General features: G+C 61.4%; 21 protein-coding genes and 1 pseudogene. 9 read left to right on the forward strand and 13 right to left on the reverse strand.

The features are described from left to right. Positions 1-261 precede the first annotated feature (261 nt). Positions 262-2,694 (forward strand): diguanylate cyclase domain-containing protein, encoded by a 2,433-nt coding sequence (locus tag AACQ95_RS08995; RefSeq protein WP_241278382.1) that lies wholly within the window; start codon positions 262-264, stop codon positions 2,692-2,694. Positions 2,695-2,815: 121 nt separating this feature from the next. Here the strand turns inward: AACQ95_RS08995 and AACQ95_RS09000 are convergent, their stop codons facing one another. From AACQ95_RS09000 to AACQ95_RS09010, 3 genes are read right to left on the reverse strand one after another with little or no spacing between them, the layout of a single operon-like run. After that, on the reverse strand, positions 2,816-3,250 hold the full coding sequence (locus AACQ95_RS09000; RefSeq protein ID WP_241278383.1) for a YeeE/YedE family protein: 435 nt from the start codon (positions 3,248-3,250) through the stop codon (positions 2,816-2,818). A gap of 12 nt (positions 3,251-3,262) precedes the next feature. Next, entirely contained in the window at positions 3,263-3,676 is a 414-nt protein-coding gene (locus AACQ95_RS09005) for a YeeE/YedE family protein (RefSeq protein WP_043556773.1), read from the reverse strand. Next, positions 3,676-3,993 (reverse strand): ArsR/SmtB family transcription factor, encoded by a 318-nt coding sequence (locus AACQ95_RS09010; protein WP_241278384.1) that lies wholly within the window; start codon positions 3,991-3,993, stop codon positions 3,676-3,678. The genes AACQ95_RS09005 and AACQ95_RS09010 overlap by 1 nt, the downstream gene beginning before the upstream one ends. Positions 3,994-4,508: 515 nt before the next feature. Here AACQ95_RS09010 and AACQ95_RS09015 point away from each other — a divergent pair. After that, on the forward strand, positions 4,509-4,883 hold the full coding sequence (locus AACQ95_RS09015) for a hypothetical protein (RefSeq protein WP_043556778.1): 375 nt from the start codon (positions 4,509-4,511) through the stop codon (positions 4,881-4,883). Positions 4,884-5,101: 218 nt separating this feature from the next. After that, a complete protein-coding gene (locus AACQ95_RS09020) occupies positions 5,102-5,830 on the forward strand; it encodes an MgtC/SapB family protein (RefSeq protein WP_043134302.1) in 729 nt (242 codons plus the stop codon). Positions 5,831-5,921: 91 nt separating this feature from the next. Here AACQ95_RS09020 and AACQ95_RS09025 read toward each other — a convergent pair whose 3' ends face one another. From AACQ95_RS09025 to AACQ95_RS09045, 5 genes are all read right to left on the reverse strand, one after another. Continuing rightward, the gene (locus AACQ95_RS09025; protein WP_043134305.1) at positions 5,922-6,932 is read right to left on the reverse strand and encodes a substrate-binding domain-containing protein; all 1,011 of its coding nucleotides are present in this window, start codon (positions 6,930-6,932) and stop codon (positions 5,922-5,924) included. Between the two features lie 27 nt (positions 6,933-6,959). Continuing rightward, positions 6,960-8,375, reverse strand: coding sequence for a glycoside hydrolase family 32 protein (locus AACQ95_RS09030; RefSeq protein WP_241278385.1), 1,416 nt, complete (start codon positions 8,373-8,375; stop codon positions 6,960-6,962). Then, positions 8,375-9,739: a sucrose-specific PTS transporter subunit IIBC gene (locus AACQ95_RS09035; RefSeq protein ID WP_241278386.1), complete on the reverse strand. Its 1,365-nt coding sequence runs from the start codon at positions 9,737-9,739 to the stop codon at positions 8,375-8,377. Before AACQ95_RS09035 ends, AACQ95_RS09030 begins: the two co-directional genes overlap by 1 nt. A gap of 83 nt (positions 9,740-9,822) precedes the next feature. Then, on the reverse strand, positions 9,823-10,737 hold the full coding sequence (locus AACQ95_RS09040) for an aminoimidazole riboside kinase (protein WP_241278664.1): 915 nt from the start codon (positions 10,735-10,737) through the stop codon (positions 9,823-9,825). Positions 10,738-10,894: 157 nt separating this feature from the next. Beyond that, positions 10,895-12,385 carry a carbohydrate porin gene (locus AACQ95_RS09045; protein WP_241278387.1) on the reverse strand — a complete coding sequence of 497 codons (1,491 nt, stop codon included), beginning with the start codon at positions 12,383-12,385 and terminating at the stop codon, positions 10,895-10,897. Positions 12,386-12,589: 204 nt separating this feature from the next. Between AACQ95_RS09045 and AACQ95_RS09050 the strand changes: the two are divergent. After that, positions 12,590-13,007: pseudogene (locus AACQ95_RS09050) on the forward strand (IS66 family transposase); the annotation flags it as partial. A gap of 173 nt (positions 13,008-13,180) precedes the next feature. Here AACQ95_RS09050 and AACQ95_RS09055 read toward each other — a convergent pair. Then, positions 13,181-13,378 carry a hypothetical protein gene (locus AACQ95_RS09055; protein WP_241278388.1) on the reverse strand — a complete coding sequence of 66 codons (198 nt, stop codon included), beginning with the start codon at positions 13,376-13,378 and terminating at the stop codon, positions 13,181-13,183. An 875-nt stretch (positions 13,379-14,253) separates the two neighbouring features. Here AACQ95_RS09055 and mgtE point away from each other — a divergent pair. Further along, complete coding sequence (gene mgtE / locus AACQ95_RS09060) at positions 14,254-15,633, forward strand: magnesium transporter (RefSeq protein WP_043134317.1); 1,380 nt, start codon at positions 14,254-14,256, stop codon at positions 15,631-15,633. A 118-nt stretch (positions 15,634-15,751) separates the two neighbouring features. On the opposite strand, the gene dnaJ is transcribed toward mgtE, so the two are convergent. From dnaJ to grpE, 3 genes are all read right to left on the reverse strand, one after another. After that, positions 15,752-16,894 carry a molecular chaperone DnaJ gene (gene dnaJ / locus AACQ95_RS09065; RefSeq protein ID WP_042871174.1) on the reverse strand — a complete coding sequence of 381 codons (1,143 nt, stop codon included), beginning with the start codon at positions 16,892-16,894 and terminating at the stop codon, positions 15,752-15,754. Between the two features lie 113 nt (positions 16,895-17,007). Further along, complete coding sequence (dnaK, locus tag AACQ95_RS09070) at positions 17,008-18,933, reverse strand: molecular chaperone DnaK (RefSeq protein ID WP_043556785.1); 1,926 nt, start codon at positions 18,931-18,933, stop codon at positions 17,008-17,010. Between the two features lie 299 nt (positions 18,934-19,232). Next, complete coding sequence (gene grpE, locus AACQ95_RS09075; protein WP_043556786.1) at positions 19,233-19,808, reverse strand: nucleotide exchange factor GrpE; 576 nt, start codon at positions 19,806-19,808, stop codon at positions 19,233-19,235. Positions 19,809-20,075: 267 nt separating this feature from the next. Between grpE and nadK the strand changes: the two genes are divergently transcribed. Both nadK and recN read left to right on the forward strand, forming a co-directional pair. Next, positions 20,076-20,960: an NAD(+) kinase gene (gene nadK / locus AACQ95_RS09080; protein ID WP_042871168.1), complete on the forward strand. Its 885-nt coding sequence runs from the start codon at positions 20,076-20,078 to the stop codon at positions 20,958-20,960. Between the two features lie 114 nt (positions 20,961-21,074). Continuing rightward, entirely contained in the window at positions 21,075-22,739 is a 1,665-nt protein-coding gene (recN, locus tag AACQ95_RS09085; RefSeq protein WP_098983297.1) for a DNA repair protein RecN, read from the forward strand. A gap of 137 nt (positions 22,740-22,876) precedes the next feature. On the opposite strand, the gene AACQ95_RS09090 is transcribed toward recN, so the two are convergent. After that, positions 22,877-23,059 carry a hypothetical protein gene (locus AACQ95_RS09090; RefSeq protein WP_241278389.1) on the reverse strand — a complete coding sequence of 61 codons (183 nt, stop codon included), beginning with the start codon at positions 23,057-23,059 and terminating at the stop codon, positions 22,877-22,879. Between the two features lie 202 nt (positions 23,060-23,261). Between AACQ95_RS09090 and AACQ95_RS09095 the strand changes: the two genes are divergently transcribed. After that, positions 23,262-24,155, forward strand: coding sequence for a DHHA2 domain-containing protein (locus tag AACQ95_RS09095; RefSeq protein WP_241278390.1), 894 nt, complete (start codon positions 23,262-23,264; stop codon positions 24,153-24,155). Between the two features lie 415 nt (positions 24,156-24,570). Beyond that, complete coding sequence (locus AACQ95_RS09100; protein ID WP_043134323.1) at positions 24,571-25,011, forward strand: universal stress protein; 441 nt, start codon at positions 24,571-24,573, stop codon at positions 25,009-25,011. Positions 25,012-25,049 lie beyond the last annotated feature (38 nt).

Consider the following 25,049-nt stretch of genomic DNA (forward strand, 5'->3'; position numbering starts at 1 on the left):
TGAAAAAAGCAATCACTCACTATTACTGAGGTAAACAACAGGTAAATACGACTAAAATGCGACCGTTTTTATAGGCCATATGGCTCCTTAATTATTCGCATAATTGACAAAAATACCGAGCATGAAAGCCAAATGTGATAAACGACACAGAAATCACTTTTTTTGTCACCCATCCCCCATTCCAGCGGCCTTTCGCCCCCTTGCGGGCAACAAGGAATTGTTTGACTCTAGGATCGAACCCGTCTCCCGAGAGGAATGTATATGACAGGCGTAAATTCCTCCCTTCATCGCTTGCTCTGGTATCTGCCAATGCTGGGTATGGCGATCTGCTACAGCGTCACCTCTCTGCCCCTGAGGGCGGCAGATCAGATAGTGGTGCAACTGCCATGGCAACATCAGTTCCAGTTCGCCGGTTATTACGCAGCCCAGTTCAAGGGCTTTTATCGCGATGCCGGTCTGAATGTCGCGCTGCGCGCCGCCACGCCGCAGACCAATGTGGTCAACGAGGTGGTGTCGGGCAATGCCCAGTTCGGGATCAGCGGCAGCGACTTGCTGCTCGCCCGTGCCGCAGGCCGTCCGGTCGTGGTACTGGCGGCCATGCTGCAGCACTCGCCGCTGGTCCTGCTCTCGCTGGAACGGCCCGACATACTGCAACCCTCGGATCTGGCGGGCAAGCGCCTGATGCTGGAACCAGGCTCAAGGGAGTTGCAGGTCTATCTCGGCCGCCACGCCCAGCCACAGAGCTGGACCAAACTGCCCTATGAACAGGGGCTGCAGGCCTTGCTGACCGGACAGGTGGATGCCATCAGCGCCTACAGCACCACCGAGCCCTTCTATCTGGCCCAGCTGGGGATCCCCTACCGGGTATTCTCCCCCCGCGACATCGACTTCGACTTCTACGGTGACAATCTGTTTACCTCTGAGCGTGAGCTGGCGGGCAGGCCGGAGCGGGTCTATGCGTTCCAGCAGGCCAGCCTCAAGGGATGGCGCTATGCCATGGAAAACCCGGAGGAGATGATCAGCTGGATCATGGAGAACTATCCCAGCGGTTACGGCCGTGAGCAGCTGGAGTTCGAGGCCCGTGAAACCAGGGAGCTGATGCAGCCGGATCTTATCGAGCCCGGCTACATGCAACCCGAGCGATGGCAGCAGATCGCCAGGACCTACCTGGAGGCGGGCTTGCTCAGCTCCCTGCCCGATCTGGAACGCTTCCTCTACAACCCGGACCGGGAGCGGATGCGCCAGCAGCGGCAGCTGTTCGACAAGAGCGTGGCCGTCGCCATGCTGATCACCTTCACCCTGCTGACCCTGCTCGGCATCTTCTGCCATCTCTACCTGCGCCTGCGCCAGGAAGCCCGGGATCGGCTGCGGCTCACCCGTGAACTGGCCCAGAGCGAACAGCACTACCGGTTCGTGGCGGAGAACAGCGCTGACGTCATCTGGACCATGGATACCGCCACCCTGCGCTTTCGCTACGTCAGCCCGGCCATTCTGCCGCTCAGCGGTTACGAGGCGATCGACATCCTCAGCCTGCCCCTCAAGCAGCTGATCCCGGAAACCTCCAGAAAACAGCTGCGCGATGAGCTCAGTGACTCCCTCGCTGCCTGGCAACGGGGCGACCACGAGCAGACCCGCTGCGTGATCCGCACCCAGTTGCGGCACAGGGAGGGGCATCTGGTCGCGACCGAGACCATCACCACCTTGCACGGCAACGAGAAAGGCCAGCCCGATGCCATCCTGGGGGTCACCCGCGACATCACGGAACGCGCCGCCAGCGAGGAGATGATGCACCGCCTCGCCTTCTATGATCCGCTCACCAACCTGCCCAACCGTCGCCTGCTGCAACTGCGGCTGAAGGAGGCCATGGCCGACGAGGGGAGAGAGCTGGCGCTGATGTTCATCGATCTGGATCACTTCAAGCCGATCAACGACACCTTCGGCCATGAAACCGGCGATGTGCTGCTCAACATGGTGGCCGAGCGCATGCGCCACTGCGTGCGGGAACAGGATCTGGTGGCCCGCCTCGGGGGCGATGAGTTCGTGATCCTGCTGCCCGATATCAGTGACGAGGCGCTGGCGGTGGCGGATCATCTGCACCAGAGCCTGCGTCATCCGTTCCGGGTGGATGAAGAGCAGGAGTTACGGATCTCCAGCAGCATAGGGGTGGCGCTCTACCCGGAACATGGCACGGATCCCAAGACCCTGATGCACCATGCCGATCAGGCCATGTATCAGGCCAAGGGACGAGGCCGTGGCCGGGTCTGCCTGTTTACCGCCGGGCTGGATCCCGAGCTGGGCTCACTGCTGTGGCAAAACAGCCACGAGTGCGGCCACCCCCGCATCGATGCCGAGCATCGTCAGCTCTTCGTGCTGACCAACCGGCTGCTGGAGCGCATGAAAGACAACAGTGAACACCCTGCCCTCTATCTGGAGAGTCTGGAAGGCTTGTTCGAGATGGCGCGCCACCACTTCGCCTTCGAGGAGCAGATGCTGGCCGAGCTGGAGTATGCCGAGCTGGCCAGCCACCAGCAGGACCACCAGCGGCTGCTGCACAGGGCAAGCCAGCTGATGACCGCCGCCAGGGCCGGCGAGCTTGGCAACGACGAATTGCTCAACTTCATCATTCAGGAGCTGGTTGTCGGCCACATGAGCCAGGCCGACCGACGCTACTTCCCGCTGATGAAAGGACGCTGACTCAGCGCGCCAGCCACCTGAACGTGTGAAAAGAGGAGGGCCACCCAGGTGGCCCTCTCGCTATTGCGCCTGCCTGACTCCGGCACGGATGCCGGGACTGCGGGCTCATGGCGCCGGGGGATCAGGCGCTGCGGGCGGGCCACAGCATCGGCCATACCCTGTCCACCAGCAAGATCCCGCTCACCATGGCCGCCACGAACAGCAGTATCATGGGCTGACCGCTGGAGATGAGGCTCAAGGCAGGCCCTGGGCAGATGCCCACCAGGCCCCAGCCGATGCCGAACAGGGCCGAGCCACCGAGGAGGCGACTGTCCACCTGCCGGGCCTGGCTGAACGAATATGGCTCACCGAGCAGGCTCTGGCGGCTCGGTTTGACCAGCAGAAAGTAGCCCGGCATGAACACCAGCAAGGCCCCCCCCATCACGAAGGCCAGGCTGGGATCCCAGGCCCCCGCCACGTCGAGAAAGCCGATGACCCGGGCCGGATCCACCATGCCGGAGATGGCAAGGCCGATCCCGAACAAGAGGCCGGCCAACAGACTGATAAAGAGTTTCATCTCATCGCCTCGTTACAACAGATGCAGGGTGACAAACACGGTGAGAGCACCGGTTGCCATGAAGGTGAGGGTGGCAAGGATGGAGCGCACAGAAAGCCGACCCATGCCGCAGATGCCGTGACCACTGGTGCAACCATTGCCAAGACGGGTACCGATCCCGACCAGCAGCCCAGCCAGCAACACCAGCGGCCAGGCCGGCAGGGTGTCGAAGCGCGGCAGCCTGGCCCAGTCCAGGGAAAATGCCAGCCAGGCACCCGCCCCCAGTCCCAGCAGAAACAACCAGCGCCAGGCGTGCCTGTGTTGCATGGCGCCCGCCAGAATGCCGCTGATCCCGGCCACCTTGCCGTTGAACAGCATCAGCATCAGGGCGGAGAGCCCCACCAGCATGCCCCCGGCCAGGGCAAGCAACCATTGGGTTTCAAACATCAGGACACCTCGTCGTCTTGGGAGTGGCAAAAATGGGTGCGCAACACGGCCAGTACATCCGCCGCCGCCTCGTTCGCCAGCGAGCAGTAGATCTGCTGGCCAACCTTGCGCGATCGGATCAGGCCGCTGCGCCTGAGCACCGCCAGCTGCTGGGAAAATGCCGACTGCCCCAGCGCACTGTGCACCAGCAGTTCACCAACGCCTTTCTCGCCATCAAGCAGCTGGCAGAGCACCAGCAACCGCTCGGGATGGGCCAGCGCCTTGAGCAGGGCGGCCGCCTCGCTGGCATGCCGGGTCATCTCATCGAAAGGGGCCATAGGAATAAATTAGCAGTTGCTTATATTAAGCTTCATTCTATAAATAAAACCTAAATTAGCAATATCTAATTTTATATGGGAGTGAACCCTAAGCATGGCCGTGGATCACGGCGCAGGCTGCCGCGGCCACTGGCCCGGCGCCTGGGATGGCGCCGGCCTTGGCCGGGCTGGTATGGATGTAGCCAAGTGGCTCAGGTTATTGACAAACTTGTATCTAAATGTTGCTGAACGCGGATAAGGCTTTACCTCATCGCTCTGGATGAGTACCATCTGGCCGTTCATCAACAGCGGAGACCATCAGTGGGCAATTCATCAAGTGACAGTTGTAGGCCGACCCAGTCAGTCGGCACCCAGGTCGCGAGATAGCCGCAGGTCTTCCTCTGCCGCGTTCTCGCAACCCTGCGAGAAGCGGAAATCCACTCCCCTCTTCTCTTTTTACACTTGACGTCAGGTGACCCAAGCCCAGGCCTGGACACCTTGCCTGCATAGTTTCTGCTTCCCACAAGGAGGCTGCTATGCGTTTTATTTCAACCAAGTCCGGATCCACCCAGGCTCACCCCCTGCTGAGCAAGCTGGGCCGTGGTTTGTTGCCACTCTGGCTGCGCGCCAAGCCGAGTCAGCACCACTACAGGTTGCAGATCCGTTGCCAGGATCGCGCCGACATGGAGCAGGTGCTCGACATGGTGACTCATACCCTGCAACCGGCCGGGCTGCGTCCCATGCAGTCCCTGAGGCCAGGGCGCAGCGGAGGTCGGGAGCTGGTGCTCAATCTGCACTGCACCCCGCCACAGCGCCGTTATCTGGTGCAGTTCGTGCATCAGGTCGGGGTCGCCCACCCGGTTCGCTGGGAGCTGCGTCCCCGTCGCGACGCCGAGCCGCTGCTCAACTAACCGGGATCGCGTAGATCGGGGGCCAGCCATGCTGGCCCCTTTCCATCTGGCCCGGCTATCTGCTCGCCATTCTGAGTGCGCGGGCCCGTTTGACCGTGCGCCCGCTTTCATTTCCCATGATGGCCTTCACCGCGCGCACCTCTGCGATTCATCAGGAATGCTCACTGGGCCTTCTATCCTGTATCCCGAAGGCCATCTCAAACCAGAAGGAGTACGCCATGAGAATGTGGCAGCAATTTGACATGATTTCCCTGCTCGACACCCTGGCCAGCCTGTTGCTGGCCTTCGTGCTGGGCAGCCTGGTCGGGCTGGAGCGCCAGTACCGCCAGCGTACCGCCGGCCTTCGCACCAACGTGCTGGTCGCCGTGGGGGCCGCCCTGTTCGTCAGCCTGGCACAGCGCATCTATGACCTGCACGGCGGCAACTACAACGTGGTCCATGTGGTGGCCTATATCGTCTCCGGCATCGGCTTTCTCGGCGCCGGTGTCATCATGCGCGAGTCTGGCAATATCCGCGGCATCAACACGGCCGCCACCCTGTGGGGCGTGGCGGCTGTGGGCGCGGCCAGCGGGGCCGGGCTCGCCATGGAGGCAGTGCTCGGCGCCCTGTTCGTGCTGGCCGCCAACACCCTGCTGCGACCGCTGGTCAACCAGATCAACCGCCGCCCGGTGGACAATACAGATACCGAGGTGACCTACAGGGTCACGGCCCTCGCCCAGCGCGAGTATCAGAAGGAGGTGCTGCACTGGCTCGAAGAGATGATGGAGCAGGCCAACTACCCTCTGAGCGAACTGGACATAGAGCCGTTCGGTGAACAGGATCTGGAGATCTCGGCCGTGCTGCTGGCCACCTCCATCGATGGCGACGAACTGGATGCCCTGATGGTGAAGCTGGCCATTCATCCCCATATCAAGCAGGTATTCTGGCGCGCCAGCACCACGGATTGAACCGGCTGGGCATGTCTGTGCGCCCTCCCCCGATAAACAAAAAGCCCCGCCAATTCTGGCGGGGCTTTTCTATGGAAGTGAACCTGCGCGACTAGCGGCGGGTGCGCCAGCGTACCCTGGGGCTGATCACCTGGGCGGTCTGCGCGGGGGGATTGCCCGCGATCAGTTGCTGCATCAGCTCGAAGGCGGCGCGAGCCAGCGCCGGACAATCCTGCGCCACCGAGTCGATGCGCATCGGTATGCAGTCGAGCAGGTCGTGATCATCGAAGGTGCACAACCGCATGCCCGTCTCCATCAGCCCCGCTTCGTTGAGGTAGCGCAGCACCCCTTCCAGCAGGGTAAAAGAAGCGGTGAAGAGCCCGCGGGGCGGCGCCCCCAGCTCGGCCACCAGCTCGGCCATCAGCTGATAACCCGAGCTCGGCTGATAGTCGCGATGGCGCACCCGGATGGCGTCCGCCTCAAGCCCGGCCCGATGCAGCCCCAGCTCATAGCCCGCCAGCCGGTGGCGGCTGGGGGAGAGATCCAGCAAACCGCCGAAGTAGTAGATCTCCTCGCCGCATTCGCCAGCCATATCCCGCACCAGCTCGGCGGTGGCCTTGCAGGCGTCCGAAATCACCATGGGCAGGCGCGACTCGCCTATGTGGCGATCCAGCTGCACCACCGGCAGCCGGTCGTGAATGCGGGCATAGATATCGTCGCTGTGGCCGCTGGAGGCGACGATGAGGCCATCCACCTGACGGCTGATGAGGTTGTCCACTACCGTCTGCTCCAGGGTGGGATCATCCTCGGAGCAGGCGATCAGCAGCTGGATGCCCGCCTCCCGGCAGTGAGCCTCGAGGGCACGGGCGATGCGGGCAAAACCGAAGTTGGTGAGATCGGGGATCACCAGACCCCAGGTGTAACTGCGGGTTTCGCGCAGGGCGCGGGCATGAAAGCTCGGCTGGTAGTGGCACTCATCCGCCACCGCCTGGATCCGCTTTTGGGTCTGATCGGCAATCCGGTACTCAGCACTCTTGCCGTTGAGCACCAGACTGGCGGTCGCCTTGGACACCCCCGCCAACTCGGCTATCTGGGCAATCGTGATCCGTTTCTTCTTCTCCACCTGGCCTCCCGGCTGACTAGCACCGGGCTATTGTACTAGGCAGGCCGACAGCGGCCAGTGATTGAGGCAAATTTTGCAGCCCCCGCCCGCGTTCCCTGCCGATAGCTGCGGCTTTTCACCGGGGAAGTAGCGGGCCGACAGGCTGTGGCGACCGCCATCGATGAAACACTCCAGACTGGAACGATCGCACAGCACAGTGATCCGCCCACCCAGCCAGGGGGTGGATCGCGTCTCCCATTCCCCGCTCTGCCAGTTCTGGCGCCGCAGGGTGATGCGCCCCGGCTGCCACACCAGCTCGGCCACGGCGCCAAACCAGAGGCTCCCCTCACCGCACAGATCCAGATCGAGCCAGGCCGAGTCAATGGCCAGCCCCACAAATTCGCCGGGCGTCCCGTCGAACCGGGTCAACTCCCCCTTGAGAGCGGCAAGCTCGGCCACCGGCCGCTGGCAGAGCCAGTCGTCTTGCCAGAACAGCTCCCGCGGGCAGCTCATCTGATGGATCCAGCCATAGGGGATGGTGGGCTGGCTCATCTCGTTCTCCTCCGGCAGCCCCAGCCAGCCAAACAGCAGGCGGCGCCCCTGACTGTCCAGGGTGGTTTGCGGTGCATAGAACTCAAAGCCTCTGTCCAGCTCGTGAAAATCCCCGTGGGCAAACTGCATCCCGTCGAAATGGCCCGCCAGCCAGCCGCACTGGTAGAGATTGCGATAATCCTCCCCCACCGGGGCAATCCCTTGCGGGCAGCTGATCAGCAGATGGCGATCGGCCAGCGGGAAGAGATCCGGGCACTCCCACATATAGCCAAAGTCCCCCAGACCACCGCGCCCGCTGCCGGCGATGGGGCCCACCAGTTGCCACTTGTCCAGCGTCTCGCCGCGATAGAGCAGCACCTCGCCCCTGTCATCCAGAGTGCGGGCCCCCAGCACCATGAGCCACTGCTGGCCGTCGTGCCACACCTTGGGATCGCGCACATGGCCGCTGTAGCCTGCGGGCAGTTCCAGCACGGGACCCAGCTTGGCAAAACCGCCCTCACCGTCGGCGCGGGCCAGACACTGATAGGCGGTGCGGCTGCCATCCGGGTATTTGACGTTGCCTGTGTAGATGAGGGTCAGGTGCCCCTGCTCGTCGCTCACCGCCGAGCCCGAGTAGCAGCCGTGGCTCTCATAGACTTCGGTGGGCAAGAGCGCCACCGGCTCGTGCTGCCAGTGCAGCAGATCGGTCGAGGTGACGTGACCCCACCCTTTGTTGCTGTGGCTGCAGCCGAGCGGATTCCACTGGTAGAAGAGGTGGTAGCGCCCGTCGTGCTCGATGAAGCCGTTGGGGTCGTTGAGCAGCCCCACCGGGGCTGCCAGATGCCAGCGGGGCCTATGGGGATCGGCCGCCGCCTTGAGCTGTCCGGCCAGCAAGGACCGGACAACCTGGTTGAGGAGATCGACTTCCTTCATCACTCCACCTTGTACTTGAGCAGCCAGGAGGCGGCGAAGGCGGCGCCAAAGGCGATCACCAGCCCGATGACGTAGTGGATGAGGCTCATGGGCTGGACTATGGCCATGCCCGGAATGCCGGTCAGCCCCACCGCCGTCATGCCCACCTTGGCCGCCACCACGTAGGCACCGCCCAGGGCACCGCCGAGCAGACCGGCCAGGAAGGGCTTGATGTAACGCAGGTTGACGCCGAAGATCGCCGCCTCCGTGATGCCGAGCAGGCAGGACATGGCCGCCGGCACGGTAATCGCCTTGATTTTCGGATCCCGGGTCTTGAAGTAGACAGCCAGACAGGCCCCCCCCTGCGCCACGTTGGCCATGGCCCAGATGGGCAACAGGAAGTTGACGCCTATGGCCGGATTGGTGAGCAGCCCCGCCTCTATGGCATGGAAGCTGTGGTGGATGCCGGTGATGACGATGAGGGAATAGGTGCCGCCAAACACCAGCCCCGCCAGCCAGCCTGCCTGCTCATAAAGCGCACTCAGACCGAAGGAGATGCCGTCCCCCAGCACTCGACCCGCCGGGCCGATAAAGAGCAGCGCCACGAAACCTGTGATGATGACGGTGAGAAACGGCGTGAGGATCAGATCCAGCGCGTCCGGAATGCGCTTGCGCAACTGCTTCTCCAGATGGGACATGAACCAGACCGCCAGCAGCACAGGGAAGACGGTACCCTGATAGCCGATCATGGCGACATCGAGACCGAAGAAATCCATGGTCTTGAAACCACCGGCCACACCCCAGGCGTTGGTCAGCGCCGGATGGGTGAGGATGCCCCCCATGGTGGCCCCCAGATAGGGGTTGCCGCCAAACTCACGCGCCGCCGTAAATCCGATCAGGATCGGCAAAATGATGAAGGCCGCCGAGCTGAACATGTCGAGCATGACGAAGAGGGCACTGTCGGCGTTGACCCAGCCGTAGGTGCGCACCATGCCGAGCAGCCCCATCAGCAGTCCGGACGCGACGATTGCCGGAATGATGGGCACGAAGATGTTGGAGAGCGTCCGCGCCAGCCGCTGGGCCACATTAAGCTTGGCCGTCGCCATGTCGGTCAGCTCTGACTTGCTGGCGGTGCCGGTACCGGTCAGGGCGACGAACTCGGCATAGACCTTGTTGACCAGACCTGTGCCGAAGATCACCTGAATTTGACCCGCGTTGCTGAAGCAGCCTTTTACCCCGTCCAGCTTGTCAATGGCGGCCTTGTTCACCTTGCTGTCGTCGGCCAGCACCAGCCGCAGCCGGGTGGCACAGTGAGCGGCGCTGACGATGTTCTCCTTGCCCCCGAGCAGGGGCACCAGATCCTTGGCTATCGCACTGATATTCATATTCTTCCTCTTATGACCCGCCATGCTGGCGGGCCCTTGTCACATGAGAGTAGGGGCTGTCGACCCGGGCTTCTAGCCGCAGATCAACAGCCGCTTGCGCCTGATCGCAAAAAGGCATCCAGTTCTGTGCGGGTCGGCAGCGCCGTCATGGCCCCCTTGGCGGTGGTGGCGAGCGCCCCGCAGCCGTGAGCCTGGGCCAGGATGGCGGGCAGCTCGGCCAGCGTGGGCAATCGCTCACCCTGCGCCAGCGCGGCCAGGAGACCGGCGACGAAGGCATCCCCCGCCCCCGTGGTGTCGAGCGGGGTCACTTTTTGCCCCACCCACTCCAGCAACTCGCCATCCAGGCGGGCCACCACTCCGGCCGCCCCTCGGGTCACCAGCACCAGCGCCGGGCCCGAGAGGGTGGCGAGCCCCGCGGCCAGCTCATCCTCGCCACTCAGCAGTTGCAGCTCCTCGCCGGAGAGCTTGACCACGTCCGCCAGGGCGATGGCCGCGCTTACCTGCGGCAGCATCTCGGCGGGCTTGCCCCACACCTCGGGCCTCAGGTTGGGGTCGAAGCAGACCCGTCCGCCTGCTGCCTTGATGGCTGCCATGGCATGCAGGCAACTGGTGCGCACCGGCTCGTTGGCGAGCGCGATGGAGCAGGTGAGCAGCCACTGCCCTGCCTCGAAGCGGGGCAAGTCAGCCGGTTCGAGGAACTGGTCGGCACTGGGGCGCACCATGAAGGTGAAGCTGCGCTCTCCTGCCTCATCGAGCGCCACCAGCACGGTCGAGGTGTTATGGGCCGGATCCTGAGTCAGGTGACCGATATCGACCCCCTCGGTCGCCAGGGTCTCGGCCATGAAGCGACCGAAGGGATCGGCACCGACCCGGCCGATAAAGGCCGCATCACCGCCAAGCCGTGCCACCCCGACCGCCACATTGGCGGGGGCGCCGCCCGGACACTTGAGGTAGTGCAGTTCCCCTTCCGGGATCAAGTCCACCACGGCATCCCCCATTACCCACACACGATTCGTCACCTTGCTACTCCACTGCTGCACAGGATTCATTGACGGGGCCAGGCCCTCATCTCTTGGCTTTCATTATCAGCTAAACCGATTTAGCCAACCAACAGATCTCGGCACCGGCTGCCATTTTTGTGATCGGGATAACGAACTAGAACCAGGTTTCCATCTGCACGCCAAAGTTCCACTCGCCACCGGCGGTGAAGTTGCTCTGGCCCATGGCGTCGTCGCTGGCGTAGTTGTCGAGCTCGGATGACCAGTCCATCCAGCTGGCGAACACCCGCAGTTCGGGGCGCTCGAAGAAACCGGCAGTCTGCGCCTTGAAGGTGGGGGCGAAGGTGAGCTTGGTGAAGTTGCCGCTCACCGCCTGGCGGCCCTTGTAGCCCTTGGGATCGAGATCCATGTACTGCCAGCTTGCCTCGTAGACCAGCTCGACGTTCTGGCTCAGCACCTGGGCCACCCGGGTATTGAGGGTCAGCCACTGGTATTCATCCCCCTTTACGTAACGATCCTGGCTCTGCTCTGCCAGCAGGGCCGGGGCGAAACGCCAGCGCGGGTTGAGATCCGTGGCGCCAAACACGGCGACTCGCACCGCATCGGCATCCGGCAGCAGCTCGCTGTCGGAGCCCAGCCCCTTGAGCTCGGCCCCCAGGCCATGACCGTAGAGGATCGCCGCCTTGGAGAAGCCGGGGTTGATGCCAAAGAAGCTGTCGGCATGATAGGCCAGCAGGGTGTGCGCCCCCTTGTTCGCCGCCTCGCTTCCCTTGCCACCGTCGTTGATGCGCGCCTCGTTGTCCTTGGCCGAGAGGCCGTTCAGCATCCACTGCCAGTTGCCAAAGCGGTTGTTCATGGTGAGGATATGGCTCTCTATGTCCGACAGGCCGCTGGCGCTGATGTCGCCATAGTCGCGACCATAGAGGGAGAAGTTCGCCTTCCAGCTGTCGGCCAGCTGCACGTCGTAGACGCCACCGCCGGTCCCGGCCAGGAACACCACGTCCGAGTCGAGCCAGTGGATGTCGAAGTTGTCCCGATCGAAGCGCTTGCCCGCCCACAACACCGCATGCTTGAAGGGGCCGTCGAAGCTCGCCAGATTGCCGATTTCGGCAAACACCTGGCGGGTATTGAGGCTCGAATCGCTGGCGGTCCAGTCGTTGCTGGTCTCCACGCCATCGGCCAGCATCAGCTTGTAGCGGGCCCAGCTGCCATCGGCGAAGGTCTGGGTCTTCTGCAGGTTGGCCTCCATGTAGGTGTCATCCTCGTTGCCAAGCCGGCCAACAGCCCCGCCCACCGATCCGGCCGGCGTGATGTAAGGGCCGCCGCGCCCGCCGTTGCCATTGCCGTTGACCAGCAGGCCCGAGCGGGCATAGCCGTGAAACTCGAAGCCCTGCGCCCCCGCCGTCTTCTCATCCACCTTCTGGCTGCGGCTGTTGGCGACCTGGGCCTGCTCACTTGCCGCACTCGCCTTCACCTCGGCCTGACTGGCACGACTTTCCGCCGCCTCGGCTCGCGCTTCGGCCGCCTGTACCCGCGCCTCCAGCGCCGCCAGCCTGGCTTCGATACCGCCCTCGGCCGCCCACAGCGGGCCGCTCATCCCCAATCCCAGCGCTACCGCCAGCGCCAATCTGCTCTTGAACATCATCATCTTCCTCACCTGTCGTGTGTTGCCCGATCGGGCTCTGTTTTTATCGGCGAAGAGAGCATAGCTAAACCGCTTTAGCTAACTCAATACGACAGCTAAACCGTTTCAGCCACTCTGTGAGCGGGATAACATTTGTACAGGGGAAATTGGCGGGAGTTGTGAGGTGGATCCCTCATCGGGATCCACTCAATAGGGCGGATCCAAAGTAACCGTTATGAGAATGGCGACCTCGGCAAGGAGCCGTATCTGCACCGACTCAGACGCTATCGGCAGAGCTAGCGCAAGGAACCGTGCTGTGCTCGAAGCGCTACCGGGGCCGCAGTGAGTGGCTAATCAAGGATGACGAGATGCTGTGGCGGTTTATGAGTGATGACGATATCCCGCTGACGAATAACGAGGCGGAACGGGCGCTACGCGGCTATGTGCTATGGCGTAAAGGGAGCTACGGCATGTGTTCACATCGTGGGGAATTGTTTCGCCACAGCGAATACTGTCGTTGGTGGAGACAGCCAAACGACTGGGGCGTTGTCCTCAGGAATGGCTTCGCGCAGTCGTCCGAGCTTGCATCGAGAAAACGGATTACCCCCTCCCTGCCGAGTTGTGTGCATCAAGCCCCTGCCGGTGAACGGTTACGTTAACGTCTCATATGTTGCAAGATCAGATTGAAGCGACCTGATTTAGCTGACACGCCCGACAGAAGCCAGTAGGCAAGTCGAAGACATACGATACACGCTAAAAAATTGACCCCGCCACTCGGCGGGGTCAACCTATCAGTTCAGATCCTGGCTGCCAGCTTTCTCAACAGCCGCGAAAAATCAGCCCGAGTTGCGCTCCAAAACAGGCACCCATGGAACCATCTGAAATGCCACCAGATCCGGCATTGCAACTCTGTGCTGCCGCATCACGATAGGCTTTGCATGTATCGTCTTTATTCCCAGCAAAAGCATTTGCAGACATCAAATGGAATAAAGCAATTGCCAAAATACATTTTTTCATAAAATAGTCCTTTAAATAAAAAGCTTGACTGCTTTTATTGCAACCTGTTTGTCCATAACAAGATAGACGCCAAAACTATACTCACCTGAGTACACTGACATCACCCATTAATCATCATGATATCAATAAAGTTGTTTCTAAATGTTTCTGTCGGTGGATTAATTATTTACCAATAAGTGTCATTCCAGTAGCATCGCCGCATTGATTAATAACGGAGACCATCAGTGGGCAATTCATCAGATGACAGTAGGTTGTTGAGCTCGTCAGCCAATACCTGAGTCGCGAGATCCCGCAGAGTCTTCTGCCGCTATCTCGCGCTATGCGGAGAGCGGTTTATTTGCACCTGAGTGCACCCCTTCCCTGTATTCACTCGATGTCTATTACTTGCGCCATCCAGGGTCACCCGCTGGATGCCGTCAATCATGCCTGCATGGATCTTCTCCTGATATCAGGATCCGCATGTCATTACCGCTGTCTACCCATCAACCCATGTTGCTCCGCCCATGGCGCGAGTTGCCAATGGCGAGCCCGGTTTGCCGAGGGTCAGTGGCCATGCGGCTTGCCGGCGAAACCGCAGGGGACATGGCAGCCGCCGCTCACCGGGTTGCGTCCGTCTCGCCATCCGGTCTCCCTTGCTGCACGCTTGCCGAGCGTTGCACCTGTTCAGTTCCCCCTTCGTTGCCCATGACGGGCAAGAATATGGCCGTTTTCTACATCAATCAGGAGGTGCCTTATGGACCCTGACCCTGGAGCCTGTACTGGCGACTAGCCCGAGTTAATTTTCGGGTGTTATTTCTTTATCTATTTTTGCTGATGTGATGTCAGTCGGGACTCTATTTGCCATTTTTCCGGCTGATGTAATAAAGGATATATAAATGCAATACCAAGATATTCACCAACAGCTGTACGTACTGCTGCAAAACAAGGATCGCATGGGGATCCAGAGCCTGAGCCTGAATATTCATGAAGTCGATTTGGCTCAAGCGATAAAGCGCCTGACAGACAAGCATATTCACACCTTCCTCAGCCTGGTGCCTGCATTGCGGGCCGCTCGCATCTTCCGCCATCTGCCCAGCGACATTCAGGCCAGTCTGGTGCGCTCCATGGCCAAGACCCAGCTGGAGGAGCTGTGCACCCGCCTCTCCCCCGATGACAGGGCCGACCTCTACAATCGTCTGCCCGCCGCCTTGCGCCAGATACTGCTCGATGCGATGACGGAGGAAGAGCGGGAGGATACCCAACGACTGGCCTCTTACTCCGACAGCCTGGTCGGCTCCATCATGAGCTCGGATTGTGCCAGCCTGCCAGCCGACATCACAGTGGGCGAGGGGCTGCAGCGCCTGCGCAGCACAGCCGCTGACAGAGAAAGCATCTACACCCTGTATGTCGTGGATGAAATGCGCCGCCTCATCGGGGTTGTCTCGCTGCGAGAGCTCTTTTTGGCCGACAGCAAGGCCCCCATATCAAGCATCATGCAGCGGGAGCTGGTGAGTATTCAGGCAGATGCCCACAAGGGAGCCGCCGCGGACATGATAGCCCGCTATAACCTGCTGGCCCTGCCGGTGTTGAATAATGACCGGCAGCTGCTCGGCATGGTCACTGTGGATGATGCGATGGATGTGGCCGAGGAAGAGGACGCCAACCGCATTGCCCGTTTCGGTGGCACGGCGGCTCTGGGTGGCCCCGAACTCGATCTTCGCGCATCCAGCACACTGAGCATGTTCAATGCCCGTTTCTTCTGGCTGGCGGTACTGACCATCTTTGGCATTCTCACCAGCAATCTGGTCGCGGCCCAGGAGGATCTGCTCAGCGAGGTCCTGATCCTCGCCGCCTTCATTGCCCCCATCATCGACATGGGCGGCAACGCGGGCAGCCAGTCTGCCACCCTGGTGATCCGCTCTATGGGCATGGGGCAGCTCAAGCTGAGCTTGCGTGACTTCTTCTTCGTACTGCGTCGCGATCTGCCCGTGGCCGTGGCGCTGGGGGTGGGTGTCGCCGTGCTGGAAGGCGTGATGGCATTCTGGAGCAAGAGCATAGGTTGGGACATAGTGCTGATCGTCAGCCTGTCGGCCATGACGGTGACCGTCGTTGGCAGCCTGCTCGGTTTGGCTCTGCCATTCGTGGCGCGCAAGATAGGCACTGACCCGGCCACCCTCAGCTCCCCCATGCTCACCTCGATCATGGATCTGCTGGGTGTGTTGATCTATTTTGGCTTCGCCTATGCCTTCCTCGGCAGCACGCTGGTCGGCGCCTGATATGGACAGCTCTGCACATCGGGATGACGGGTCGCGATAGCGCTCGGATCAAGACGACAAAAAAAAGAGGGAGGCATCATGCCTCCCTCTTTCTATCTTGGTGCCGGACCGGCTGCCATCAGCGGGTCAGGTCGTCGAAGAAGCGTTTCACCCCTTCGAAGAAGCCTTCCGATCTCGGCTTGTGGGTCTTGGCGGCGGCACCGCTGAACGACTCGTCCAGCTGGCGCAGCAGCTCTTTCTGGGACTCGGTCAGCTTGACCGGGGTCTCGACCACCACCTTGCACATCAGATCCCCCACCTGGCCGGAGCGCACGGACTTGACGCCCTTGCCCCGCATGCGGAACATCTTGCCGGTCTGGGTCTCGGGAGTGACCTTGAGCTTGACGCGGCCATCCAGGGTCGGCACTTCGATCTCGCCACCGAGTGCGGCGGCGGTGAAGCTGATGGGCACTTCGCAGTAGAGGTTGTTGCCGTCACGCACGAAGATTTCGTGCTCCTTGACGTGCACCTGTACGTAGAGATCCCCGGCCGGAGCCCCGGCTTCCCCCGCTTCCCCTTCGCCGGAGAGACGGATGCGATCGCCGGTATCGACGCCCGCCGGAATTTTCACCGACAGTGTCTTGGTCTTCTGGTAGCGACCCTCGCCATGGCACTTGCGGCACGGATCCTTGATGATCTTGCCGCGACCGTGACAGTGCGGACAGGCTTGCTGCACCGCGAAGAAGCCCTGGCGCATCTGCACCTGACCGGCACCGTGGCAGGTCGGGCAGGTCTGGGCACTGCTGCCGGTGTGGGCGCCGGAACCGTTGCAGACCTCGCAGTGGACCAGGGTCGGTACCTTGATCTCCTTGGAGACGCCGCGCACCGCTTCTTCCAGGGTCAGCTCCATGGTGTAGCGCAGGTCGGAACCCCGGGCCGGACCACGACGACCGCCGCCGTTGCGACCGCCAAAGATGTCGCCAAAGATGTCGCCGAACGCATCACCGAAATCGGCTCCGCCGCCAAAGCCACCGTGGCCACCGCCACCCTGGCTCTGATCCACGCCGGCATGACCGTACTGGTCATAACGGGCGCGCAAGTTGGCATCGGTCAGGACCTCATAGGCTTCCTTGACCTCTTTGAACTTCTCTTCGGAGGCGGCATCACCCTGGTTGCGATCCGGGTGAAACTTCATCGCCAGACGCTTGTACGCCTTCTTGATCTCGCGCTCGTCGGCATCTTTCGATACCCCGAGCACTTCATAGAAATCGCGCTTTGACATACTGATCCTGTTGCTACGTAAACAGTTATGCAGACGGGCGTTGGTCACCCAACGCCCGTAAATTCATCGTTCAAGCCGATGGGCAGAGCGGACTCTGCCCATCTGGGTGTGGCTTATTTCTTGTCGTCTTTCACTTCTTCGAACTCGGCATCGACCACGTCGTCGTCAGCCTTGGCGGAAGAAGAGGACTGACCGGCATCGGCGCCAGCGCCCTGAGCCTGGGCTTGCTGCTGGGCAATCTCCATCAGCTTCTGGGAGGCTTCCATCAGCGCCTGTTGCTTGGCTTCGATGACCGCCTTGTCGTCACCCTTGATGACGGCTTCCAGCTCGCTCAATGCGGTTTCGATCTTGGTCTTGTCGTCGGCAGGCAGGGCTTCACCGGCTTCGGCTACCTGCTTGCGGACCGAGTGGACCAGACCGTCAGCCTGGTTGCGGGTCTGCACCAGCTCTTCAAACTTCTTGTCTTCGGCCGCGTTGGCTTCCGCCTCGCGTACCATGCGTTCGATCTCTTCATCAGACAGACCGGAGGAAGCCTGGATGGTGATCTTCTGCTCCTTGTTGGTCTCCTTGTCTTTGGCAGAGACGTGCAGGATACCGTTGGCATCGATGTCGAAGGTCACTTCGATCTGCGGCAGGCCACGCTGAGCCGGACGGATACCTTCCAGGTTGAACTGGCCCAGGGACTTGTTGTCGCTGGCGCGCTTGCGCTCACCCTGCAGCACGTGAATGGTCACGGCAGACTGGTTGTCTTCGGCGGTGGAGAACACCTGGGACTTCTTGGTCGGGATGGTGGTGTTCTTCTCGATCAGCGCCGTCATCACGCTGCCCATGGTTTCAATCCCTAAGGAGAGCGGGGTGACGTCCAGCAGCAGTACGTCTGTCTTGTCACCGGACAGTACGGCACCCTGGATGGCAGCACCCATGGCCACGGCTTCGTCCGGGTTGACGTCTTTGCGCGGCTCTTTGCCAAAGAACTCGGCAACTGTCTTCTGCACCATAGGCATGCGGGTCTGACCGCCTACCAGGATGACGTCGTCGATCTCGCCAACGGCCAGACCAGAGTCTTTCAGGGCGGTACGGACCGGCTCGAGCGAGTCTTTCACCATGTCTTCCACCAAGGACTCCAGCTTGGCGCGGGTCACCTTGATGTTCATGTGCTTGGGACCTGTGGCATCTGCGGTGATGTACGGCAGGTTCACGTCGGTCTGCTGGGCGGAAGAGAGCTCGATCTTGGCTTTCTCGGCGGCATCTTTCAGACGCTGCAGGGCCAGCTGGTCGTTGCGCAGGTCGATGCCCTGCTCACGCTTGAACTCGTCTACCAGATAGTTGATGACGCGGTTGTCAAAGTCTTCACCACCCAGGTGGGTGTTACCGTTGGTCGCCAGTACTTCGAAGGTGGTTTCCCCTTCGACTTCGTCGATCTCGATGATGGAGATATCGAAAGTACCGCCACCCAAGTCATACACGGCAACCTTGCGCTCGCCCTTGACCTTGTTCACGCCGTAGGCGAAAGCCGCGGCAGTCGGTTCGTTGATGATGCGTTTTACATCCAGACCCGCGATGCGACCGGCATCCTTGGTAGCCTGACGCTGGGCATCGTTGAAGTAGGCCGGTACTGTGATGACAGCTTCGGTCACCGGCTCGCCCAGGTAATCCTCGGCGGTCTTCTTCATTTTTTTGAGCACTTCGGCAGAGATCTGCGGCGGTGCCATTTTCTTGCCCTTCACTTCAACCCAAGCATCACCGTTGTCAGCCTTGGCGATGGCGTACGGCATGATCTTCAGGTCACGCTGCACTTCTTCATCTTCGAAACGGCGACCGATCAGACGCTTGATGGCGAACAGGGTGTTCTTCGGGTTGGTGATGGCCTGACGCTTGGCCGGCTGACCAACCAGGATCTCGCCATCATCGGCATAGGCAATGATGGACGGAGTAGTACGATCGCCTTCTGCGTTCTCGATCACGCGAGCGGTGTCGCCATCCAGAATAGCGACGCAGGAGTTGGTAGTACCCAGGTCAATACCGATGATTTTACCCATTTGACGAATCTCCAAATACTTTGAATAAACTGGCGAGGAACTCGCCTTAATGCGTTAACGGCTAGGTGGGGGCAGCCAGAGTGGCTTTCAAGCTCCCGGCATCAAATTTTTTGTGCCGCCGCGGCCTTGCAACCTATATGGGGTCTCAAGTTGTCGCTTCAAGCCCCGCCCTCAAAAAACCGCGCATTCTTGCCCTGTTTACGGCTGAATGCTTGCCAAATGGCGCCACTGAATACGCAGAATGGCGCCGCTATCAATAAAAAGCCCGCCGAGCGGCGGGCTCAGCACAGCGATGACTCTCAGGCCGGCGCCTTGGAGACCATCACCATGGCCGGACGGATCACCCGGCCGTTGAGCTCGTAGCCCTTCTGCATCACGGCGATGACGGTGTTCGGTGCCAGCTCGCCATTTTCGATCATGCTCATCGCCTGATGGGCGTTGGGATCGAACGGCTGATTGAGCGGATCCAGCGGATTCAGGCCAAACTTGCCCACCGAGCTCTGCATGGATTTGAGGGTCAGCTCGACCCCTTCGATCATGGGCTTGAGGGCATCGTTCTCTTTGTCCGCCAGCTCGATGGCGCGCTCCAGGTTGTCCAGTACCGGCAGCAGTTCGGCGGCGAATTTCTCCAGCGCAAACTTGTGAGCCTTCTCCACGTCCTGGGCGGCGCGGCGACGCAGGTTTTCCATCTCGGCGACGGCACGAATGGCACGCTCGCGCTCTTCATTGGACGCCAGCCGGGCGGCGTCCAGTTGGGCCTCCAGCTCGGCAATGCGGGCCTGCTCGGCTGTCACTTCACTGTCTACATCGGTCGGCTCGACTGGCTGGACTTCCACTTGCTCCATCGCTTCAACCTTTTGTTCTTCGTGGTTCATGACATCTCCAATTTCAGGGTTGCTTGTTAGGGTCTGTTGACGTTCGGGTGCGCGACAAGTCGCTAACAGACCCTGTAATGGCGCTATTATGGGGACGCAGCCCCGGCTTTCAAGGGGAAAAGGGCGCTATCGTCGCCAATGAGCCGAGCCAACGGCCAAATTGCCACTTTTCATGGCGCTATGCCCACCAGTAGACGCCGGCAGCAGACAAATCCCCCACAAAGCGCGGTATACTCCCCCCAATACTCATCCCAGACCCGACAGCATATGGATTCTCCGTTCAAAACCATTGCCCTGATTGGCAAACCCCACCACGAAGGGGCCAACCAGACCCTGACCGGTCTGCATCAATATCTCACTACCCGAGGTTTTCGGGTGCTGGTGGAGAGCCGGGTGGCCCACACCCTCGGCATCATGGATGAGAACGTGATGGATCTGGTCCAGCTCGGTGAGCAGGCGGATCTGGCCATCGTCGTCGGCGGCGACGGCAACATGCTGGGGGCGGCCCGGGTGCTGTCACGGTTCGATGTGGCGGTGATCGGCGTCAACCGGGGCAATCTCGGCTTTTTGACCGACCTGTCGCCGCAGGATTACCTGCTGCCGCTGGAACAGGTGCTCTCCGGCCACTACAAGAGTGAACACCGCTTCCTGCTGGAGGCCGCCGTTTATCGCCACGGGGAGCGTAAATCAAGCAACCTGGCGGTGAACGAGGCCGTGCTGCACCCCGGCAAAATAGCCCACATGATCGAGTTCGAGGTCTATATCGATGGCAGCTTCATGTACAGCCAGCGCTCGGACGGCATCATAGTCGCCACTCCGACCGGCTCCACCGCCTACTCATTGTCGGCGGGCGGCGCCATCCTCACCCCCAAGCTCAACGCCATCACACTGGTGCCCATGTTTCCGCATACCCTCAGCAGCCGCCCCATAGTGCTGGATGCGGACAGCGAGGTACGGCTGCTGGTCTCGCCGGACAACCAGGATGACGCCATGCAGGTGAGCTGCGACGGTCAGGTCACCCTGGCGGTGCACCCGGGTGACGAGATCCTCATCAAGAAGAGCAGCCACAAGCTGCACCTGGTGCACCCGCTCGACTACAGCTACTTCCACGTGCTGCGCAACAAGCTCGGCTGGGGCAGCAAGCTGTTCTAAGCCGCTTTTCAACCCTTCCTTGTCCATCCTGTTGCGGGCCGACTCTTTACTGTATGTAAAACCAGTATATACTGGATGCATACACAGTAATGTTGGCCCATACAGGATGAGACCATGCTGACCCAGCTGACCGTCAACAACTTCGCCATCGTCAAGTTTCTCGAACTCGATCTGCAACCCGGCATGACCTGCATCACGGGTGAGACGGGTGCCGGTAAATCCATCGCCATAGACGCGCTCGGCCTCTGCCTCGGCGAGCGGGCCGAGGCCAGCATGGTGCGCCCCGATAGCGACAAGACAGAGGTCAGCGCCCGTTTCCTGCTGGACGGCAACCCGGCCGCCCGCGCCTGGCTCGCCGCCAACGAGCTGGACAACGAAGGCGAATGCATAGTGCGGCGGGTGCTCTCCGCCGAGGGGCGCTCCCGCAGCTACATCAACGGGGTGCCCGTCCCCCTGACCCAGCTCAAGAATCTGGGTCAACTGCTGGTCAACGTCCACGGCCAGCACGCCCACCAGCTCCTGCTCAAACCCGACTACCAGCTCAGCTTGCTGGATGGCTACGCCGGCCATCACCTGCTGCTGGACGAAGTGCGCCAGCACTATCAGCTGTGGCGCCAGCTGCAAAACGAGCTCAATCGCCTCAAGGCCGAACAGCAACAGCGGGAGGCCCGCCGCCAGCTCATCGAATATCAGGTACAGGAGCTGGACGAATTCGCCCTGCAACCGGGAGAGTTCGAGGCGATCGAAGAGGAACATCAGCGGCTCGCCAACGGCACCGAGCTGATGCAGGAGTGCGGCGCCTGTCTCGATCTGCTCTATGACAACGAAGAGACCACCATCGCCGGCCTGTTGCAGGTCGCCGTCGACAAGGCCGAGGGTCTGGTGGGCATGGACAGCCGCCTCACCCCTGTGCTGGAGATGCTGAACGAGGCGATGATAGGCGTGCAGGAGAGCCACAGCGAGCTGCGCAGCTATCTGGATCGGCTTGAACTGGATCCCGAACGCTTCAACGAGCTGGAAGCCCGCCTCTCCAAAGCCATCAATCTGGCCCGCAAGCACCATGTCAAACCGGCCGAGCTGGCCCTGCATCATCAGGATCTGGCCAGTGATCTCGCCCGCCTCAACTCCGACGAGGAGCGCCTCGAGGGCATGGAAGATGAACTGGCCGAGGCCCGCCTCGCCTTCGTGCAGGCCGCCGAGGCCCTGAGCCAGAGCCGTCAGCGTTACGCCCAGGAGCTAGGCACCAAGGTGACCGCCAGCATGCACGAGCTGGCGATGCCGGACGGTCGCTTCGCCATCGAGGTGCGACCGGATGCCCAGAGCAGCCTGTCACCACTCGGCATCGATCGGGTGGAATTTATGGTCACCACCAACCCGGGGCAACCGATCCAGCCGCTCGGCAAGGTGGCCTCGGGGGGTGAACTGTCTCGGATCAGCCTGGCCATAGTGGTGATCAGCGCCCGCAAGGTCTCGACCCCGACCCTGATTTTCGATGAGGTGGACGTGGGGATCAGCGGCCCCACCGCCGCCGTGGTGGGTCGTCTGCTGCGCCAGCTCGGTGAATCCACTCAGGTCATGGTGGTGACCCATCTGCCGCAGGTGGCAGGCAAGGGCCACCAGCACATGGTGGTGAGCAAGCACACGGACGGCAAGACAACTGAGACCCAGATGCAGGCGCTGGATCAGGGAGCCCGCCTCAAGGAGCTGGCTCGTTTGCTGGGCGGCGACCATATCACGGACAATACCCTGGCCAACGCCCGCGAGCTGCTGGCCTCCTGAGCAAGCATCTCCAGGCAGGCAGTAAAAGGGAGCGCCAGACCCGCAGGGTTGGGCTCTCCCTTTTTTGTTGCTCCGCCCTCATTGCCTCATGCTCTTTTCCTCTCCCACAATCCCTTCCTCTGGCTGGCCAACCAATATCAGAGCAGCCTCTCTGACCCGGATCCGGCACTGGCGCCAGCGGTAGACAGGACAACACCTGAGCTGCAGCCAAGTTCCTGGGTCTGGGTCTGGGTCTGGGTCTGGGTCTGGGTCTGGGTCTGGGTCTGGGTCTGGGTCTGGGTCTGGGTCTGGGTCTGGGTCTGCAACAAGGTGCTCGCCATGACCGGCTCCGCCCACCCGCACGACAGGGGGCAGCAAGGGGCTAGCGGATCAGCCTGGTTGCCAGAAGTAGCACAGCTGCATAGAGTGAAACCAGACTGGGGGCAAGCCCTCACTCCGTTTAGCCATCTTATCCGCGCCCCCTGCCCGATCTGCGTCATCGCGATCTCGGCCAGGCTAGCCTCCAACGTCAGGAATGTCTTTATGCTCCATGTGTTTGGCCACAAGAACCCCGATAGCGACAGCATCTGTACCGCCCTGGTCACCGCCGACTGGCTCAATCGTCAGGGCCGGCAGGCCCAGGCCTATGCCCTGGGTGAGCCCATAGCCGAAACCCGCTTCATTCTGGAAACTGCCGGGGTCGATGCCCCGCCCCTGCTGCAAGGCAGCGTGGCCAACAAATCTGTGTTTCTGGTGGATTTCAGCGAGCTGGAGCAGGGGCCGGAGGGGCTGGCCGAGGCCGACGTGCAGGGGCTGATCGATCACCACAGGATAGGCACACTTATCACCCGGGGCCCGCTCGATGCCTGGATCCGGGCCGTGGGTTGCAGCGCCACCGTCCTGCTGGAGCTGATGGGCTATGACACCCTCTCTCGCACCCAGGCTCGCCTGCTGCTAGGGGCCATCATCAGCGACACCTTCAGCCTCACCTCGCCGACCACCACGGCCCGTGATCGCGCCGCCGTCAATGCGCTGCTGCCCCTGGCCGATCTGGCGCTGGAGCCCTTCGCCCAGACCCTGCTGGAGCGGCGTACCCAGCTCGGTGACGCCCCTATGACAGAGCTGCTCGTCGCCGACGAGAAGGCGTACCAGATCGCCGGTTACAAGCTCTATATCAGCCAGATCTGCGTGATGGATCCGGCGCAGATCCACACCCGCCAGGCCGAGCTGGCGCAGGCCATGCAAGACCGGCTGGAGCAAGATGAGCTGGATGCCTATGTGCTGATGCTGACCGATCTGGCCAAGGGCGGCAGCCTGCTCTACTTCGCCAGCAAGGGCATACTGCCCGAGCAGCCGACTCATCTGGCCGGCGCCGTCAGCCGCAAGAAAGAGGGGCTGCCCTGGCTGACCCAGTATCTCTCCTCAGACCCGGTTTGAGTTCAGTGGAGAGGGCGCCGGCCCAGGGCCGGCTCCCTCTCCACTCTCAATCGCCCACTCTTACCACCGCCTCCCGCACGCCCCAAACCGTCCCCCTCCCCCCGTAATCTCATCGATGCCAAACCACAGGATCCTGGTTTTTGACGCCCATCCACAGTGCAAACATGCTGCCCTGTCAGGTTTTTCACTGCCAACAGACCAATGAACCGTCAAAAAGCAGGGTTCCCTTCATTTTCCATTCAACTCAGTCTGTTATGATGATGTGAACGAACATGGCTTTGCGATGCATCACCGACAAAGAGTGACGCCAGACGCGCGAAACCGGTTCGTTCTATGCGACACATAGCGGGAACACAGTGGTAGGGGACAGACAATTTGTCCCCGGTGCCCCGCGCCATGCCAAGGAGAACTGCTTATGACCTCAACCCATATTGTGCTGTTGCTGGAAGGCAAGGATTACGAGCAGGAGACACTGGCCAAAGCAAGCCGGTTGGTACAGGGAATGGGCGGTGAGTTGACCCTGCTGCACCTGACCCACAGCAGCAAGATGCGCCGCAAGAGCCTGTCACTGTCCGAGGAGGAACGCAGTGCCCAGGGTACCCTGGATGCCAAGGCCATCATCAGCGAGCTCATCACCACCCTGCAGCACCCGGTGGATTACCAGTGTCTGGTGGTCGATGACGTGGTGCCCGATCTGAAGCGCTGGCTGGACGCGCACCCGGCGGATCTGTTGCTGGTGGGCAGCCGCCACCACTGGATGGAAGGGTCACTGGCCCGCCTGCTCATCTACAAGCTGCCGATCGATATCCAGATCTGCCACGAACCCTACGCCGAACAGCTCAAGGCCGTCGGCTGATCTGCCTGGCGCCCACCCCACGGGTGGGCGCCGCTTGC

Origin of the sequence: Aeromonas sp. MR19, from assembly GCF_963899305.1 — a bacterium.
In the GTDB taxonomy this organism is placed as follows: domain Bacteria; phylum Pseudomonadota; class Gammaproteobacteria; order Enterobacterales; family Aeromonadaceae; genus Aeromonas; species Aeromonas bestiarum.

Bases quoted from the DNA above. Each gene is read 5' to 3' on its own strand.
- AACQ95_RS08995 (WP_241278382.1), top strand. From the start codon at position 262: ATGACAGGCGTAAATTCCTCCCTTCATCGCTTGCTCTGGTATCTGCCA.
- AACQ95_RS09000 (WP_241278383.1), bottom strand. From the start codon at position 3,250: ATGAAACTCTTTATCAGTCTGTTGGCCGGCCTCTTGTTCGGGATCGGC.
- AACQ95_RS09005 (WP_043556773.1), bottom strand. From the start codon at position 3,676: ATGTTTGAAACCCAATGGTTGCTTGCCCTGGCCGGGGGCATGCTGGTG.
- AACQ95_RS09010 (WP_241278384.1), bottom strand. From the start codon at position 3,993: ATGGCCCCTTTCGATGAGATGACCCGGCATGCCAGCGAGGCGGCCGCC.
- AACQ95_RS09015 (WP_043556778.1), top strand. From the start codon at position 4,509: ATGCGTTTTATTTCAACCAAGTCCGGATCCACCCAGGCTCACCCCCTG.
- AACQ95_RS09020 (WP_043134302.1), top strand. From the start codon at position 5,102: ATGAGAATGTGGCAGCAATTTGACATGATTTCCCTGCTCGACACCCTG.
- AACQ95_RS09030 (WP_241278385.1), bottom strand. From the start codon at position 8,375: ATGAAGGAAGTCGATCTCCTCAACCAGGTTGTCCGGTCCTTGCTGGCC.
- AACQ95_RS09035 (WP_241278386.1), bottom strand. From the start codon at position 9,739: ATGAATATCAGTGCGATAGCCAAGGATCTGGTGCCCCTGCTCGGGGGC.
- AACQ95_RS09040 (WP_241278664.1), bottom strand. From the start codon at position 10,737: ATGGGGGATGCCGTGGTGGACTTGATCCCGGAAGGGGAACTGCACTAC.
- AACQ95_RS09045 (WP_241278387.1), bottom strand. From the start codon at position 12,385: ATGATGATGTTCAAGAGCAGATTGGCGCTGGCGGTAGCGCTGGGATTG.
- AACQ95_RS09055 (WP_241278388.1), bottom strand. From the start codon at position 13,378: ATGAAAAAATGTATTTTGGCAATTGCTTTATTCCATTTGATGTCTGCA.
- mgtE (WP_043134317.1), top strand. From the start codon at position 14,254: ATGCAATACCAAGATATTCACCAACAGCTGTACGTACTGCTGCAAAAC.
- dnaJ (WP_042871174.1), bottom strand. From the start codon at position 16,894: ATGTCAAAGCGCGATTTCTATGAAGTGCTCGGGGTATCGAAAGATGCC.
- dnaK (WP_043556785.1), bottom strand. From the start codon at position 18,933: ATGGGTAAAATCATCGGTATTGACCTGGGTACTACCAACTCCTGCGTC.
- grpE (WP_043556786.1), bottom strand. From the start codon at position 19,808: ATGAACCACGAAGAACAAAAGGTTGAAGCGATGGAGCAAGTGGAAGTC.
- nadK (WP_042871168.1), top strand. From the start codon at position 20,076: ATGGATTCTCCGTTCAAAACCATTGCCCTGATTGGCAAACCCCACCAC.
- recN (WP_098983297.1), top strand. From the start codon at position 21,075: ATGCTGACCCAGCTGACCGTCAACAACTTCGCCATCGTCAAGTTTCTC.
- AACQ95_RS09090 (WP_241278389.1), bottom strand. From the start codon at position 23,059: ATGGCGAGCACCTTGTTGCAGACCCAGACCCAGACCCAGACCCAGACC.
- AACQ95_RS09095 (WP_241278390.1), top strand. From the start codon at position 23,262: ATGCTCCATGTGTTTGGCCACAAGAACCCCGATAGCGACAGCATCTGT.
- AACQ95_RS09100 (WP_043134323.1), top strand. From the start codon at position 24,571: ATGACCTCAACCCATATTGTGCTGTTGCTGGAAGGCAAGGATTACGAG.